The organism is Actinoplanes sp. NPDC049599 (genome assembly GCF_044465625.1).
Classification (GTDB): Bacteria; Actinomycetota; Actinomycetes; order Mycobacteriales; family Micromonosporaceae; genus Actinoplanes.
This window is the reverse complement of sequence record NZ_JBITLX010000027.1, coordinates 63,902-79,224: the sequence shown is the minus strand read 5'-3', so window position 1 is coordinate 79,224 and position 15,323 is coordinate 63,902. Positions and strand designations below refer to the sequence as shown.

The following is a 15,323-nucleotide window of genomic DNA, read 5'->3' as shown; positions in this document are numbered from 1 at the left end:
ATGGTTGGATGGATGCGTGCTCGAGGCAGCGGCTACCACCCCCACCCCACCTGACGACGACACCGTCATCTCCTTCGACCGGGTGAGCGTGATCCGCGGCGGCAGCTATCTGCTGCGCGGGATCTCCTGGCAGGTCGAGCTGGACGAGCGATGGGTCGTGCTGGGCCCGAACGGCGCCGGCAAGACCACGTTGCTCAACCTCGCCTCCGCCCGGCTGCACCCGTCCCGGGGCACCGCCTGGGTGCTCGGCGAGCGGCTGGGGCGCACCGACATCAACGAGCTGCGCACCCGGGTCGGCATCACCACCGGGCAGCTCGCCGACCGGGTCCCGCCCGCCGAGCGGGTGCTCGACGTCGTGGTCACCGCCGCCTGGTCCGTGGTCGGCCGCTGGCGGGAGAGCTACGACCCGCAGGACGAGGCCCGGGCCCGCGCGCTGCTCGGCCAGCTGGGCATGGGCGCGCTGCTCGACCGCGAGTTCGGCACGTTGAGCGAGGGCGAGCGCAAGCGCACCCAGATCGCCCGGGCGCTGATGACCGACCCCGAGCTGATGCTGCTGGACGAGCCCACCGCGGGGCTGGACCTGGGCGGCCGCGAGGACCTGATCGGCCGGCTGACCGAGCTGGCCGAGGACCCGGACGCCCCGGCCATGGTGCTGGTCACCCATCACGTCGAGGAGATCCCGCCGGGCTTCACCCACGCGATGCTGCTGCGCGAGGGCACGGTGGTGGCGGCGGGCCTGCTCGGCGAGACGATGACGGCCGACAACCTGTCCAAGACGTTCGGCCTGCCGCTGCAGGTGCAGCGCTCCGGCGACCGGTACACGGCCCGGGCGGCCTGAGGCGCACGATGGCTGACACCTCGCCGCGGATCGTGGTCGCCGGCAGCGCCAACATGGATCTGGTCGGGCTCGCCCCGCGGCTGCCCCGGCCGGGTGAGACCGTGCTCGGCGACGACTTCGTCATGACCCCGGGCGGCAAGGGGGCCAACCAGGCCATCGCCGCCGCCCGCGCGGGCGGCACCTGCACGCTGCTCGGCGCGATCGGCTCCGACGCCTTCGGGGTGACCATCAAGGCCCGGCTCAACGCCTCCGGTGTGGACACCGCCAACGTGCGGACCAGCTACGGCTCGTCCGGGGTCGCGGTCATCATGGTGGACCGCGCGGGGGAGAACTCGATCATCGTGAGCCCCGGCGCGAACAGCTCCTTCGCCGGGCTGAGCGCGGCCGAGACGGCGGTGATCGCCGACAGCGACGTGCTGCTGTGCCAGCAGGAGATCCCGGCGGACACGGTGGTCGCGGCGGCGCAGGCGGCGCGGGCGGGCGGCACCCGGATGATCCTGAACGCGGCCCCGGCCCGCGAGCTGCCGCGCGAGCTGCTGGAGGCGGTGGACCTGCTGGTCGTCAACGAGGGCGAGGCGACCGCGATCACCGGCACGGCGGAGCCGGACCTGCCCGCCCTGCTGGCCCTGGTGCCCCGGGTCGTGCTGACCCTCGGCGGCGCGGGTTCCTGGTACGCCGACCGGGACGGCCGCGAGGAACGTATCCCGGCCTGCCGGGTGGACGTGGTCGACACCACGGCGGCGGGCGACGCCTTCACCGGCGCGCTCGCGGTCGCCTGGGGCGAGGGCCGTGACCTGGTCGACGCGGTCCGCTGGGCGAACGCGGCCGGGGCGGCGTGCGTCCGCAAGGTCGGCGCCAGCAACGCGCTGCCCAGCCGCGCCGAGATCGACGCCCTGTACGCGCAGACCTACTGAGGGCTCAGGACTGCCGGGCCAGCGTCACGAAGCGGTGCACCTCGCTGCGCAGCACCTCGGCGAGCTGGCTCAGTCCGGCCGTACCGGAATCGTGCCCGCCGTCGATGGCGGCCGCGATGCCGTTCACCAGGCCGCTCATCTCCCGGATGCTGCCGGTCACCGCCTCGAGCACCGCGACCGAGTCCGCCGCGGCCTGCTGCACGGTGTTGACCTGACCCAGGATCTCCGTACTGGACCCGCTGGTCTCGTTGGCGAGGTTCTTCACCTCGCTCGCCACGACGGCGAAGCCGCGGCCGGCGTCCCCGGCCCGGGCCGCCTCGATGGTCGCGTTGAGGGCCAGCAGACGGGTCTGCGACGCCACCGAGTTGATCAGGTCGACGGCGGTGCGGATCTGCTCGGACGCGGCCCGCAACGAGCCGACCGTCTCGACCCCCCGCTCGGACCCGCTGACCGCCTCGCGCGCGAAGTCCGCGAGCCCGTTGGCCGACGCGCCCATCTCGGTCGCCGCCGTCGCCACCTGCTCGGAGACGGTGAGCACGGCGGTCTCCAGCTCGTCGGCGAGCGCGGAGCGGGACCGGGCCGCCTCGGCCACCTGGGCGGCGGACCGGCTCATCTCCGCGGTGGACTCGGCGATCCGGGCCGCCGCGTCCCGGAACCCGCCCTCCATCCCGCGCGGCAGGAAATGCCGGTGGTAGCGCCCCTCGGCCGCCGCGCCAAGCGCGGCGCCGGCCTCCCGGACGAACCCGTCGGTCTTGTCGAGCAGCCGGTTGAGCGCGTTCCGGGCCGCCTGCGCCTCCGCCGACTCGCCGATGGCCGGCAGCCGGGCCTCGAAGTCACCGGCGGCCGCGCGGGCGCAGACCTCGGTGATCAGGCGCAGCGTGTCGGGCTGCATTAAACGGATCTGTTCGTGAGGGACCAGACGAATTCGTCATATGTCTGGCCGCGATCGGACAGGATACGTTCCAGCATCGCCGTGGACGCGTCGAGCGCCGCCGTCGGGTTCTGGTGCCGGTGCTCCTCGGCGCGCAGCTCCGCGTAGATCTTGCGGACCGCCGCGACCGGTCCGGGATCCGGCCGGCGGCGGCTGGAGTGGTAGCCGACCAGCCGGCCGCGGGTGTCGGTCGACGGCGTGACGTGGGCGAACACCCAGTAGTGCGCGCCGTCGGTGGCCAGGTTGACCACGTAAGCGAAGACCTCCTGCCGCTCGCCCAGCATCTCCCAGAGCAGCTTGAACGCCGCCCGCGGCATCTCCGGGTGCCGGATGATGTTGTGCGGCCGGCCGATGGCTTCGTCCTCGCGTAACGCCGACATCCGCAGGAACACCTCGTTGGTGTACGTCAGCACGCCACGCGGATCGGTCTTGGTGACGATCAGCTCGTTGTCGCCGAGGATGCGTTCCTCGCCGGTGGGCCGCACCTGGATGGCCTTCATAGTGCTCGTATCGTCGCCGGTCGGCCGACCCCGGCGCGGCGAATCGCGGAATTCAGCGCCGCGCCACGCGGAGCCCCCAGAGCACCAGCGGGATCTGCAACGGCAGCCGCCCGTAGGCGATCGCCCGGCGCACCGGCGGGGCGTGCCGCCAGTCGGCCGCCATCTTGACGTTCGCGGGGAAGACGGCCGCGAAGAGCCCGGCCGCGGCGAGCCCGCCCAGCCGCCGGGTGCCGGGGTTGACGATCGCCGCGGCCACCGCCAGCTCGGCGGCGCCGCTGAGCAGGGTCCAGGTGCGCGGGCTGCCCGGCAGCGCGCGCGGCACGATCGCGTCGAACGGGCGCGGGGCGGCGAAGTGCAGCACGCCGGAGGTGGCGAGCAGGCCGGCGAGCGGCAGCGCGCCGCGGGATGAGCCGGTCACCGGCGGGGCACCGAGTCGTGGTCCAGCGCGCGCTGCAGGGCCCGGTAGATCTGGCCGAAGCGCTGCGCGTTGTCGGTGTCGAGCAGCAGGACGTCGCTGCCGCGCACCCGGGCCCAGATCTCCCGGCGGCGGCTGCCCCTGTCGTAGGAGCGGTCGACGAACTCCAGCAGCACGTCGGCCAGCGGCGCCGCGGCCAGCCCGATCAGGATGCCGCCGCCGGCCAGCGCGATGGTGGTGGCGGTGGAGGCGTTGATGACCAGGGCCACCAGGATGCCGACGATGCCGACGAGCACGGGGATGACCATGGCGAGGCCGAGGGCGCCACGCCCGGCGACGGCGCTCCACGAGCGGCGGCCCTGCCGGTGCCAGACCTGGGCGAAGTCGCCGAGGCGGTACTCGCGGCCGCTCATCCGTACCCCGGTCGACGTGACCAGCACGTCCGGGTCGCGGTAGTAGGTGATCATCGACCCCTCCCTGATCCCATCGTACTTACCCGCGCGGGCCGGGCCTTACGCTGTCGGAGACTGAACGATCGCTAGGGAGGCATGCGCGTGGGTGAGTTCGTACGACTCGAGACGAGCGACGGCATCGGCACCATCCGGCTCGACCGGCCCCCGATGAACCCGCTGAACACGCAGGTCCAGGAGGAGCTGCGGGAGGCTGCGCAGGCCGCGGCCGAGGACCCGCAGATCCGGGCGGTGATCGTGTACGGCGGGGAGAAGGTGTTCGCCGCCGGCGCCGACATCACCGAGTTCACCAGTACGACGTACCAGGAGATGACCGTCCGGGCGGGCGCGCTGTCCAGTGCCTTCGACGCGGTAGCCAAGATCCCGAAGCCGGTGGTCGCCGCGGTGACCGGCTACGCCCTGGGCGGCGGCTGTGAGCTGGCGCTGGCCTGCGACTGGCGGGTGGTCGCCGAGGACGCCAAGCTCGGGCAGCCGGAGATCAGGCTCGGGCTCATCCCCGGCGCCGGCGGCACCCAGCGGCTGGCCCGGCTGGTCGGCCCGGCGAAGGCCAAGGACCTGGTGTTCTCCGGCCGGATGGTGGACGCCGCGGAGGCCCTGCGGATCGGGCTCGCCGACCGGGTGGTGCCGGCCGCCGAGGTGTACGCGAGCGCGGCCGAGTTGCTCAAGCCGTACCTGAACGGCCCCGCCCTGGCGCTGCGCGCCGCCAAGCTGGCCATCGACGGTGGCCTGAGCACCGACCTGGCCTCGGGCCTGGCCTGGGAGAGCCAGCTCTTCGCGGGCCTGTTCGCCACCGACGACCGGGTCGAGGGCACCACGGCGTTCGTGGAGAAGCGCAAGCCCAAGTTCACCGGGCGCTGACGCATCGGGCGACTCCACCGAGAAACGCCGCGGCAGATCTCGCGTATATCGATGAGTTGCCATAAAGTTCCCCTCTGTGACCATGCCCGGTGTGCGCGTGACCTCGGTCCGGCGCACGGTCATGGTCGCGGTGGCACTGGTGACCGGTCAGGCTCTGCTCTGCGGGATCATCGGGTTTGTCACGTTCGACCAGGGTGGCGCGGCGCCCGGCGGGGGCGCCGCCGCGCCGCAGCTCGCCGGTCCGCCGGTCGTGATGCCGGCGCCGAGCGTGCCGCCGGTGGACGAGCGGGACGACCCGCCGAAGCCCGGCAGCGCCGGTCCGGCCCGCACGGAACGGCCGACCTCACCACCCGCGTCGGCTGCCGTGCGGAATTCCGCCACCCGGGCGATCAGCCCCTCCCCGACAGCCACGACGCCGCCACCGCCCACGCCGCCGCAGCCGGTGCCGGCCACCATGCCGTCGGACATCTCGCTGCTGCCACCGGGGTCCCCGGCCCCGGAGGAGGACGCGCCGGAGCCGGTCGTCGAGAAGGACCGGTGTGACAAGCCGGGCGCCACCGGCACCACCGCCGACGGCCGGACGGTCCGGTGCGAGCGCGACCGCAACGGCGAGCTGCGCTGGCGCCTCGTCTAGGGAGATCATCAACTTCCCGGCTGGGCCTAGGATGGCGAGCATGTCCATCGACCAGGGTCGGCACTCGCTCGGCGTCGACTTCGGCACCTCGAACACCGTCGCGGTCGCCCGCTGGCCGGATGGTCGGGCCCGGCCGATCCTCGTCGACGGTTCCCCGCTGCTGCCCTCGGCCGTCTACGCCGAGGCCGGCGGGCACCTGGTCGCGGGCCGCGACGCGGTGCACAGCGCCCGGCGTGACCCGGGGCGTTACGAGCCCAACCCCAAGCGCCGCATCGACGACGGGCTGGTGCTGCTCGGCGACGAGGAGTTCGCGGTCGTCGACATGATCGCCGCGGTGCTGGTGCGGGTCGCCGACGAATGGCACCGCGCGGTCGGCCCGGTCCGCCCCGAACTGACCCTCACCTGCCCGGCGACCTGGGGCGCCACCCGCCGCGGCCTGCTGGCCGAGGCCGCCGCCCGGGCCGGGCTGGAACGCGCCCGCCTGGTGGCCGAGCCGGTCGCCGCCGCCACCTACTTCGCCGAGGTGCTGGGCCGGGACGTGCCGATCGGCTCGGTCGTGGTGGTGCACGACTTCGGCGCCGGCACCTTCGACGCGAGCGTGGTGGCCCGCACCGCGGAGGGTTTTGAGGTGCTGGCCGTGGACGGCCGGGACGATCTCGGCGGCCTGGACATCGACGCCGCGCTGGTGGAGCACATCGGCAAGCTCTGCGCGGAGCAGGACCCGGCGGTCTGGCAGCGGCTCACCGAGCCGCAGACGCTGGAGGACCGGCGCGCCCAGCGGCAGCTCTGGGACGACGTGCGGATCGCCAAGGAACGGCTGTCCCGGCTCCAGTCCGCCGACGTGGTGGTGCCGCTGCTCGACCTGGAGCTGCACGTCACCCGCGACGAGCTGGAGGAGCTGGCCCGGCCGGTGCTGGACCAGACCGTGCAGGTGACCCGGGACCTGCTGCGCTGGGCCGACCTGGCGGAGGGCCGGCTGGCCGGGGTGTTCCTGGTCGGCGGCGCGAGCCGGATCCCGCTGGTGGCGACCCTGCTGCACCGGGCGCTGGGCGAGGCGCCGGTGGCGATCGAACAGCCCGAGCTGGTGGTCGCCGAGGGCAGCATCCTCGCGGACGCGGCCCTGCTCGCCTCGGAGCCGGCCGCGCCGGGCCCGACCGCCGAGATGCGGTTGCTCTCCCAGCAGAAGCAGCGTCCACCGGCGGTTCCCCCGGCTCCGGCGGTTTCCCCGGCCCCCACGCCACCATCGGCTCCGCCGATGTCCACGCCGGCCTCCGGGCCGCGGATGTCGGCCGACGACATGGAGACCGTGCCGTCCTCGCGGGACCAGCTGCTCCCGCCGCCGGCCGTCGACCCGTGGCCGGACGCCCAGCAGCACTGGGCGCCGGACCCGGAACAGACCGTCGCCTCGGAACCCTCCTGGGACGTGCACGCGCTCCCCAAGACGCCCCCACCGTCGGCCGCGGCGACCCAGCCGGTCCGCCACCCGGCCGCCGCCGGCCGTCCGGTGTCGCCGTCCGGCGCCCGGTCGGCCTCCGGGTCGATCAGCTCCCGGCCGGTCACGCCGGCCGCCCCCCGGTCGCCGGCCGGACCGGTCACCTCCCGGCCGGTGAAGCCGGCCCGGCCCGCCGCGACCACCCGGCCCGGCCACACCTCCCAGTGGGACGCGCCGCCGAAACCGGCGAAACCGGCGAAGCGCAAGCGCCGGCGCGGCCGTGGCCTGCTGCGCTTCCTGCGGTTCTTCCTGAGCGTGCTGGTGCTCGTGACGGTGCCGCTGGCGGCGATGGTGGCGGCGTACAGCGTCATCGCGGGCGTGTCGATGGAGGAGGCGGTCGGCTTCATCCTGGACGACCTGCAGCGCCTCCTGGAGCGAGTCTGATTCACCTTTTCCCGGTGGCCGGGTAGCGTGCTGGCGAGGACCGAGCGGCGGGAGCTGGCATGGCGGAAATGATCGAGGGCCACGGCGGGGAGCTCGCGCTGGCGGCGCTCCGGGCGTACGGCGTGACCGAGATGTTCACCCTCTCCGGAGGGCACGTCTTCCCGCTGTACGACGCCGCGCACAAGACCGGCTTCCCGATCTACGACGTCCGGCACGAGCAGTCAGCGGTCTTCGCCGCCGAGGCCGTCGCCAAGCTGCAGCGCCGCCCGGGCCTCGCCGTGCTCACCGCCGGACCCGGCGTCACCAACGGCATCTCCGGCCTGACCAGCGCGTTCTTCAACGCCTCGCCGGTGCTGGTGCTGGGCGGCAGGGCGCCGGCGTTCCGCTGGGGCTCCGGCAGCCTCCAGGAGATCGACCACGTCCCGCTGGTCACCCCGGTCACCAAGTACGCGGCCACGGTCACCGGCACCGACGAGATCCCCGGCGAGGTGGCGAAGGCGCTGACCGCCGCGCTGACCGCCCACCGCGGCCCGGCCTTCCTCGACCTGCCGCTGGAGGTCCTCTTCTCCAGTGAGGAGGCGGGCCCGGTCGCCACGCCCGACATCCCGGTCGTGCAGCCCGACCCCGAGCACGTCACCCGGGCCGCGACCCTGCTGGCGACCGCCCAGCGTCCGGTGATCATCGCGGGCTCCGACGTCTGGGGCGGCGACGCGATCGCCGAGCTGCGCGCGGCCGCCGAGGCGCTGCAGGTCCCGGTCTTCACCAACGGCATGGGCCGCGGCGCGCTGCCGCCCGGCCACCCGCTGGCCTTCGCCAAGGCCCGGCGCCCGGCCCTGAACGAGGCGGACGTGGTCGCGGTCATCGGCACCCCGCTGGACTTCCGGCTCGGCTTCGGCGAGTTCGGTGCCGCCCAGGTGGTGCACGTCGTCGACGCGCCCAGCCAGCGGGCCACGCACGTGGAGACCGCCGTCTCGCCCGCCGGTGACCTGCGGCTGATCCTGACGGCGCTGGCCGAGCACGCCGGCGGCCGCACCGACCACCGCGAGTGGATCGAGGGGCTGCGCGCCACCGAGGACGCCGGCAAGGCCCGCGACGCCGAGGCGATGGCCGCGGAGAGCGACCCGATCAAGCCCGCCCGGATCTACGGCGAGCTGCGCAAGGTGCTGGCCCCCGACGCGGTCACCATCGGCGACGGCGGCGACTTCGTCTCGTACGCGGGCCGCTTCCTGGAGCCCGCCCAGCCCGGCACCTGGCTCGACCCGGGCCCGTACGGCTGCCTCGGCACCGGCATGGGTTACGCGATGGGTGCCAGGGTCACCTACCCGGACCGGCAGATCTGCGTGCTCATGGGCGACGGCGCCGCCGGCTTCTCCCTGATGGACGCCGAGTCGCTGGCCCGCCAGGGACTGCCGGTGGTGATCGTGGTCGGCAACAACGGCATCTGGGGCCTGGAGAAGCACCCCATGCGCTCCATGTACGGCTACGACGTCGCCGCCGACCTGCAGCCCGGGCTCCGCTACGACCACGTGGTGCAGGCGCTGGGCGGGGCCGGCGAGACGGTGGAGAAGCCGGCCGACCTCGGCCCCGCGCTGGAGCGTGCCTTCGACGCGGGCGTGCCGTACCTGGTCAACGTGCTGACCGACCCGGCCGACGCCTACCCGCGGTCGTCCAACCTGGCCTGATCACTCGTCGTTCTTCTCCAGGTCCCGCTCCCACTGGGCGAGCAGTTCCCGATCGCGGCGGGACTGCTCGGTGTCCACCGAGCGCAGGAAGTCCGGATCGTCGTCGGGCGCGGCCGGGCGGGGCTTGCTGCGCGGCACGGGACCCCGTTCGCGCGGTGGTGCCTTGGGCCGGCCCGAGGCGAAGTAGGCCACCGGGCCGAGCAGGGGGATCAGCAGGATGACGAGCACCCACACCGCTCGCGGCAGGTTGCGGACCCGCGGGGCCGACAACACGCTGATGAGCGCGAGCACCAGAAGGATGAGCTGCACCGCAGCGAGAAAGACGAACAACCGGACCATGAGGCAATGATGACGCGCCGTGCCGGTAACGGCGACGATCAGAGGGTGACAAGCACCGTTCCGAGAATGACGAAGCACGTCGTGATCGCCGCATAGGCGGTGATAGTGCGCTGTCCGGGCCGCGGCGGCGTCCTGCTCAGCCCGCGGGCGCGGCGGTACGCGAGACCGACCAGCGCCGCCCAGCCGGCCAGGGCGGCGGCCGCGACGAGATAGGTGAGGGACCCGGCGTCCGGGGTGAACGCCGGTCGCGCCGCCAGCAGCGCCACCGCGGTGGCCGACAACCCGGTGCGCCGCCAGGCCAGCCGGGTGCGCTCCGCCGCGGCGCCAGGGTCGGTGGTCACCAGATCGCTTTGACCAGTACGGCGATCACCAGCAGCACCGCGCCGAGCGCCACCACCAGCGCCAGCACCGCCGGGAACCGCGACTTGGGCAGGTCGGTGCCGAGCCGCATGGCGCGTTCCGTGCGGGCCCAGTGGTCTACCGCCCGCAGCGCGACCACCCCACCGAGCAGCAGCAGCGCGATGGCGATGCCCTCGCGCAGGTAGGCGATCTGCAGCGGCGGGAGGAACTGCGCGCAGGCCAGGCCGCCGGCCAGCAGCGCCAGCGCGGTCCGGATCCAGGCCAGGAAGGTGCGCTCGTTGGCCAGGGAGAACCGGTAGTCCGGCTTCTCGCCGACCACGGGGGTGTTCTGCGGGTTGAACCACTGGTCGAGCACGCGTTGATTATCGACCAGCCGGGTGAACATTCGCTTCCGCGGTCCACAGCCTGCGCATCTGCTCACTCACGCAGGACTCCCGGGGCCGCCCGCAGGTGCACCAGGCTCCCTCCGGCCTCGTCTGCCGGTGGGGTGGGAGAAGATGAGGCAGGGGGCGGACCTTCTCGGCTATCCCCATGATCCAACTGTAGCGACCGACCGGTCGCTGCGGGTGAGGTGAGTCACTCTCGGTGGTGGAGACCCGTAAACTACCGGCGGGTAACATCGGCGGGGGACAGCGTGCGTCCATCAACAGGAGGGTCGTCGAAGCGGGATGAACATCGTCGTACTGGTCAAGCAGGTACCCGACTCCGGTGCCGAGCGCACCCTGAGCGCGGGCGACAACACCGTCGAGCGGTCCTCGGCGAACAACGTCATCAACGAGATGGACGAGTACGCCATCGAGGAGGCGCTGAAGATCAAAGAGGCGCACGGTGGCGAGGTGACCATCCTGACGATGGGCCCGGAGCGCGCCACCGAGTCGATCCGCAAGGCGCTGTCGATGGGTCCCGACAAGGCTGTCCACATCACCGACGAGGCCCTGCACGGTTCCTGCGCCGTGGCGACCTCCAAGGTGCTGGCCGCCGCCCTCGGCACGCTCAACGCCGACCTGGTGCTCTGCGGCGCCGAGTCGACCGACGGCCGGGTCCAGGTCATGCCGCACATGCTCGCCGAGCGTCTCGGCGTCGCGGCGCTCACCGGCGCCCGCAAGCTCACCGTCGACGGCAGCCAGCTGACCGCCGAGCGGCAGACCGACGAGGGCTACGAGGTCGTCACCGCGGCCACGCCGGCCGTGGTCAGCGTCTGGGACACCATCAACGAGCCGCGCTATCCCTCCTTCAAGGGCATCATGGCCGCGAAGAAGAAGCCGGTGCAGACCCTGTCGCTGGCTGACCTGGGCGTCTCCGCCGACGAGGTCGGCACCGCGGGCGCGACCTCCGCGGTGGTCGAGTTCGCGAAGCGGCCCCCGCGGTCGGCCGGCACCAAGATCACTGACGAGGGTACGGGCGGCGAACAGCTGGTCGCGTACCTCGCCGCCGAGAAGTTCGTCTGAGAGAGGGCTCCCACCATGGCTGAAGTACTGGTCGTCGTTGAGGCCTCGCAGGCTTCCGGCGTCAAGAAGGTCACGCTCGAGATGCTGACCATCGCCCGCACGCTGGGCTCCGTCTCGGCGGTCGTGCTCGGCGGGGCCGGCGCGGCCGCGCAGCTCGCCGACAAGCTCGGCGAGTACGGCGCGGAGAAGATCTACGCCGCCGAGGGCGACGAGATCGACGGCTATCTGGTCGCCCCCAAGGCCACCGTCCTGGCCGAGCTGGTCAAGCGGGTCCAGCCCGCCGCGGTGCTGCTGGGCTCGACCCAGGAGGGCAAGGAGATCGCCGGCCGGCTCGCGGTCAAGCTGGAGAACGGCCTGCTGGTCGACGCGGTCGAGGTGACCGCCGACGGCGTCGCCACCCAGGTGGTCTTCGCCGGCTCCACGATCGTCAAGTCACAGGTCACCAAGGGCCTGCCGATCATCACGATCCGCCCGAACTCGATCACCCCGGCCCCGCAGGCCGCCACCCCGGCGGTCGAGCAGCTGACCGTCGCCGTGACCGAGGCGGACAAGCTGACCAAGGTCGTCGAGCGGGTCGCCGAGCAGAAGGGCTCGCGCCCCGAGCTCAGCGAGGCCTCGATCGTCGTCTCCGGCGGCCGCGGCGTCGGCAACGCCGACAACTTCAAGCTGGTCGAGGAGATGGCCGACCTGCTCGGCGCCGCGGTGGGCGCCTCCCGTGCGGCGGTCGACTCCGGCTACTACCCGCACCAGTTCCAGGTGGGCCAGACCGGCAAGACGGTCTCCCCGCAGCTGTACGTGGCGCTGGGCATCTCCGGCGCGATCCAGCACCGGGCGGGCATGCAGACCTCGAAGACGATCGTCGCGGTCAACAAGGACCCCGAGGCGCCGATCTTCGAGCTGGCCGACTTCGGTGTGGTGGGTGACCTGTTCAAGGTCGTACCGCAGGCCGACGACGAGATCCGCAAGCGCAAGTAACCGACAGGTGCGAAGGCGGCCCGGCGGAGGACTCCGCCGGGCCTTTTCGTGCTCCATCCATCCGGATCGTTTCGGTTGACGGGTCAAGGCATAAGCTTCATGGTGATGGCCTACCTGGATCACGCGGCGACCACGCCGATGCTCGCCGAAGCGCTGGACGCCTATGTCGCGGCCGCCCGCGAGGTCGGCAATCCGTCGTCCCTGCATGCCGCGGGCCGGCACGCCCGCCGGCTGGTCGAGGAGTCCCGCGAGCGCGTCGCCGCGGCGCTCGGCGCCCGCCCGTCCGAGGTGATCTTCACCAGCGGCGGGACGGAAAGCGACAACCTCGCCACCAAGGGCATCTACTGGGCGCGCCGCAGCGCCGACAGCCGCCGCATCCGGGTGGTGGCCTCGGCGGTCGAGCACCACGCGGTCCTGGACGCGGTCGAATGGCTCGCCACCCACGAGGGCGCCGACGTCAGCTGGCTGCCGGTCGACGCGGCCGGCCGGGTGGACCCGGAATCGCTGGCCGCGCTGCTGGCCGAGCACGGCGACGAGATCGCGGTGATCAGCACCCAGTGGGCCAACAACGAGGTGGGCACGATCCAGCCGATCGAGGAGCTGTCCCGGCTGGCGGCGCGGGCGGGCATCCCGTTCCACACCGACGCGGTGCAGGCCGTCGGGCAGGTGGGCGTCGACTTCGCCGCCTCCGGCGTCGCGGCGCTGACCCTCACCGGGCACAAGCTGGGCGGCCCGGTCGGGGTCGGCGCGCTGCTGCTGGGCCGCGACATCGCGGCCACCCCGCTGCTGCACGGCGGCGGCCAGGAGCGTGACGTGCGCTCGGGGACCCTGGACACCCCGGGGGTGGTCGCCTTCGCGGCGGCGGTCGAGACCGCGGTCAAAACCCGCGAGGAGTACGCCCAGCGGGTGGCAGCCCTGCGCGACGACCTGGTGGCCCGGGTCCGGCGCACGGTCCCGGACGCGGTCTACAACGGTGACCCGGAAGAGAGGCTGCCCGGCAACGCGCACTTCTCCTTCCCGGGTTGCGAGGGCGACGCACTGCTGCTGCTCCTGGACGCCCAGGGCATCGCCTGCTCAACGGGATCGGCGTGCTCGGCCGGGGTGGCGCAGCCGTCGCACGTGCTGATGGCGATGGGCGCGGACAACGGCCGGGCCCGGTCCTCGCTGCGCTTCACGCTGGGCCACACGTCGACTGTGGAGGATGTGGACGCGTTGCTGGCGGCCCTGCCGGGAGCCGTGGAACGCGCCCGCCGCGCCACGGCCTGGAAGACCCCCCGCTGACAAAATTCCTGTCGTACCCCGTGGCTATTCTCGGCACGGTCCCATCGAGGGATCTTGATACACGGGGAGAGTAGATGAAGTCCTGGCGCATCCGTGCGTTTGTCACCACCGCGGCCGCTGCCGCGGTTGCCCTGTCACTCACGACCCCGGCCGTGGCGGCGCCGGCCGCCGGTCCGGTTCTCGAGGTCAAGTCGATCGCCTTCGACCGCCCGCAGGTCGACGTCACGCAGGACAACGCCGTCGTCAATCTCACGTGGACGATCACCGACCGGGCCGCCAAGGCCCAGCGCGTCAACGGCGCGGTCGAGCTCCGCCAGTTCGCCGGCGACGAGCAGGTGGGCCGGCCCCGCACGGTCAGCTACGACCTCGACTGGGGCCGCTCGCAGGTCGGTGGCTCGGGGACGGCCCAGGAGTCCACCTACGTCTACGAGTTCGTGGTGCCACGCTATTCGGCCGCGGCCGAGACGGTCTGGCGGGTCACCAAGGTGACCATCGCCGACGACGTCGCCCACGCCCGCACGGTGCGCGACCCGGGCCCGGCCGCGCTGGCCGTGACCCAGCTCGTCGACACCGAGGGCCCGGTCGCCGAGCAGCTCTACTTCGACTTCGATCAGCCCCGCGGCTTCTACGACGACGGCTCCGGCGTGACGCTGCGCTACCGGGCGCGGATCGTCGACGAGTCCGGCTTCCGCCGCGGCAAGCTCACGCTCACCGGTCCGGGCGGCACGCGGCTGTCCAGCACGTTCCAGCTCACCCAGAGCGGCTCGCAGTGGTCCTGCAACGGCGAGCCGGCCTACGACCCGGCCTGGGTGACCTGCCCGGTCTCGATCGCCGTCCCGGCCGGCTCACCGTCCGGCACCTGGCGGGTCACCCGGCTCGACCTGACCGACACCTGGGGCAACACCCGCGCCGACACCGCGCCGCAGGGCCCCGCGCCGATCCAGGTGAGCCGCAACGACGTGGTCAGCGCGTCGGACTTCGCCCTCACCAAGCCCGAGGTGAACAACTGGCGCAAGCAGGCCTCGACAGCCCTGACCTTCGAACCGCACGGCGCGGTCGACGGCCTGGCCACGGTCGACATCGACCTGTCCTGGTGCTCGCAGCCGTCACACACGCCGGTGGTGGCCGACGACGGCTCCGTGACGGTCGAGATCCTGATGCCGACGGGCTGGGCAAGCTCCTGCACGATCGACGGCGTCAAGCTGACCGACGGCGCGGGCAACGTCGCGTTCTACGGCACGGCCTACGGCGCCCCCGACCTCGGCCTCACCATCACCCAGACGCCCGACGAGAAGGCCCCGGTCGTGCTCTCGGCCAAGCTGCCCAAGCCGACCTGGACGCCACAGGAAACCGAGGACGCCTGGGGCCTCGGCTTCGACGTCACGATCGAGGTCGACGACTTCGCCCCGATCTCCCAATTCAGCGCAACCATCTACGACAGCACAGGCGCCTCCCAAGGCGGCATGTACGGCGGCGAACACGACGACGGCACCGGCATCTTCCACCTGGCCGTGTCAACCGGCCGCCTGACCCCAGGCGAATACACCATCGGCTTCTCCCTGACCGACCAGGCCGGAAACACCAGCAGGTGGGGCTACCCGAACAACGCCGGCACCCCGATCCCGAACGGCCCCCTCGTCCTGACCGTGGTCGCCGACTAACCGCAGACCCGGCCCGGACCCGGCCGGCCCGGACCCGCCCGGCCCGGACCCGCCCGGCCACAAGGCCGGGCCGGTCCGCCGCGCAGAAAAGCCGCCCCCACAACCACCGCCGCGCCCCGCCACCGAAGACTGTCGACTCTG

At 72.9% G+C, this 15,323-nt stretch carries 17 protein-coding genes; 10 read left to right on the top strand and 7 right to left on the bottom strand.

Annotation, left to right across the window (positions count from 1 at the left end; all coding sequences use genetic code 11):
• Positions 1-16 precede the first annotated feature (16 nt).
• Together ACIBQZ_RS34175 and ACIBQZ_RS34170 are read left to right on the top strand one after the other, a co-directional pair.
• On the top strand, positions 17-838 hold the full coding sequence (locus ACIBQZ_RS34175; protein ID WP_396092973.1) for an ABC transporter ATP-binding protein: 822 nt from the start codon (positions 17-19) through the stop codon (positions 836-838).
• Positions 839-846: 8 nt separating this feature from the next.
• Positions 847-1,752 (top strand): ribokinase, encoded by a 906-nt coding sequence (locus ACIBQZ_RS34170; RefSeq protein ID WP_396092972.1) that lies wholly within the window; start codon positions 847-849, stop codon positions 1,750-1,752.
• A gap of 4 nt (positions 1,753-1,756) precedes the next feature.
• On the opposite strand, the gene ACIBQZ_RS34165 is transcribed toward ACIBQZ_RS34170, so the two are convergent.
• The 4 genes from ACIBQZ_RS34165 to ACIBQZ_RS34150 are packed head-to-tail and all read right to left on the bottom strand — an operon-like array spanning position 1,757 to position 4,065.
• Positions 1,757-2,644, bottom strand: coding sequence for a methyl-accepting chemotaxis protein (locus ACIBQZ_RS34165; RefSeq protein ID WP_396092971.1), 888 nt, complete (start codon positions 2,642-2,644; stop codon positions 1,757-1,759).
• Positions 2,644-3,183, bottom strand: a complete 540-nt coding sequence (locus ACIBQZ_RS34160) for a PAS domain-containing protein (RefSeq protein WP_396092970.1) — start codon at positions 3,181-3,183, stop codon at positions 2,644-2,646. The genes ACIBQZ_RS34165 and ACIBQZ_RS34160 overlap by 1 nt, the downstream gene beginning before the upstream one ends.
• A gap of 52 nt (positions 3,184-3,235) precedes the next feature.
• A complete protein-coding gene (locus ACIBQZ_RS34155; RefSeq protein ID WP_396092969.1) occupies positions 3,236-3,601 on the bottom strand; it encodes a hypothetical protein in 366 nt (121 codons plus the stop codon).
• Entirely contained in the window at positions 3,598-4,065 is a 468-nt protein-coding gene (locus ACIBQZ_RS34150) for a DUF6232 family protein (RefSeq protein ID WP_396092968.1), read from the bottom strand. Before ACIBQZ_RS34150 ends, ACIBQZ_RS34155 begins: the two co-directional genes overlap by 4 nt.
• Positions 4,066-4,152: 87 nt before the next feature.
• On the opposite strand from ACIBQZ_RS34150, the gene ACIBQZ_RS34145 reads away from it, so the two are divergent.
• The 4 genes from ACIBQZ_RS34145 (at position 4,153) to ACIBQZ_RS34130 (ending at position 9,118) form a co-directional block, all read left to right on the top strand.
• A complete protein-coding gene (locus ACIBQZ_RS34145; protein WP_396092967.1) occupies positions 4,153-4,926 on the top strand; it encodes an enoyl-CoA hydratase/isomerase family protein in 774 nt (257 codons plus the stop codon).
• Between the two features lie 76 nt (positions 4,927-5,002).
• Positions 5,003-5,560, top strand: a complete 558-nt coding sequence (locus ACIBQZ_RS34140; protein WP_396092966.1) for a hypothetical protein — start codon at positions 5,003-5,005, stop codon at positions 5,558-5,560.
• A 40-nt stretch (positions 5,561-5,600) separates the two neighbouring features.
• Positions 5,601-7,436: an Hsp70 family protein gene (locus tag ACIBQZ_RS34135; RefSeq protein WP_396092965.1), complete on the top strand. Its 1,836-nt coding sequence runs from the start codon at positions 5,601-5,603 to the stop codon at positions 7,434-7,436.
• Positions 7,437-7,495: 59 nt separating this feature from the next.
• The gene (locus ACIBQZ_RS34130; protein WP_396092964.1) at positions 7,496-9,118 is read left to right on the top strand and encodes an acetolactate synthase; all 1,623 of its coding nucleotides are present in this window, start codon (positions 7,496-7,498) and stop codon (positions 9,116-9,118) included.
• On the opposite strand, the gene ACIBQZ_RS34125 is transcribed toward ACIBQZ_RS34130, so the two are convergent.
• Genes ACIBQZ_RS34125 through ACIBQZ_RS34115 form a run of 3 tightly spaced genes read right to left on the bottom strand, consistent with a single transcriptional unit; the run spans position 9,119 to position 10,202 of the window.
• A complete protein-coding gene (locus tag ACIBQZ_RS34125) occupies positions 9,119-9,457 on the bottom strand; it encodes a PLDc N-terminal domain-containing protein (protein ID WP_396092963.1) in 339 nt (112 codons plus the stop codon). It abuts the gene before it with no gap.
• Between the two features lie 38 nt (positions 9,458-9,495).
• The gene (locus tag ACIBQZ_RS34120) at positions 9,496-9,798 is read right to left on the bottom strand and encodes a DUF202 domain-containing protein (protein ID WP_396092962.1); all 303 of its coding nucleotides are present in this window, start codon (positions 9,796-9,798) and stop codon (positions 9,496-9,498) included.
• Entirely contained in the window at positions 9,795-10,202 is a 408-nt protein-coding gene (locus ACIBQZ_RS34115; RefSeq protein ID WP_396092961.1) for a YidH family protein, read from the bottom strand. The genes ACIBQZ_RS34120 and ACIBQZ_RS34115 overlap by 4 nt, the downstream gene beginning before the upstream one ends.
• A gap of 283 nt (positions 10,203-10,485) precedes the next feature.
• On the opposite strand from ACIBQZ_RS34115, the gene ACIBQZ_RS34110 reads away from it, so the two are divergent.
• The 4 genes from ACIBQZ_RS34110 to ACIBQZ_RS34095 all read left to right on the top strand — a co-directional run bounded on the left by ACIBQZ_RS34110 (position 10,486) and on the right by ACIBQZ_RS34095 (position 15,182).
• Positions 10,486-11,265, top strand: coding sequence for an electron transfer flavoprotein subunit beta/FixA family protein (locus ACIBQZ_RS34110; RefSeq protein ID WP_396092960.1), 780 nt, complete (start codon positions 10,486-10,488; stop codon positions 11,263-11,265).
• A gap of 15 nt (positions 11,266-11,280) precedes the next feature.
• Positions 11,281-12,240 (top strand): electron transfer flavoprotein subunit alpha/FixB family protein, encoded by a 960-nt coding sequence (locus ACIBQZ_RS34105; RefSeq protein WP_396092959.1) that lies wholly within the window; start codon positions 11,281-11,283, stop codon positions 12,238-12,240.
• 105 nt (positions 12,241-12,345) lie between these two features.
• Positions 12,346-13,521 (top strand): cysteine desulfurase family protein, encoded by a 1,176-nt coding sequence (locus ACIBQZ_RS34100; RefSeq protein ID WP_396092958.1) that lies wholly within the window; start codon positions 12,346-12,348, stop codon positions 13,519-13,521.
• Between the two features lie 74 nt (positions 13,522-13,595).
• Complete coding sequence (locus ACIBQZ_RS34095; RefSeq protein WP_396092957.1) at positions 13,596-15,182, top strand: Ig-like domain repeat protein; 1,587 nt, start codon at positions 13,596-13,598, stop codon at positions 15,180-15,182.
• Positions 15,183-15,323 lie beyond the last annotated feature (141 nt).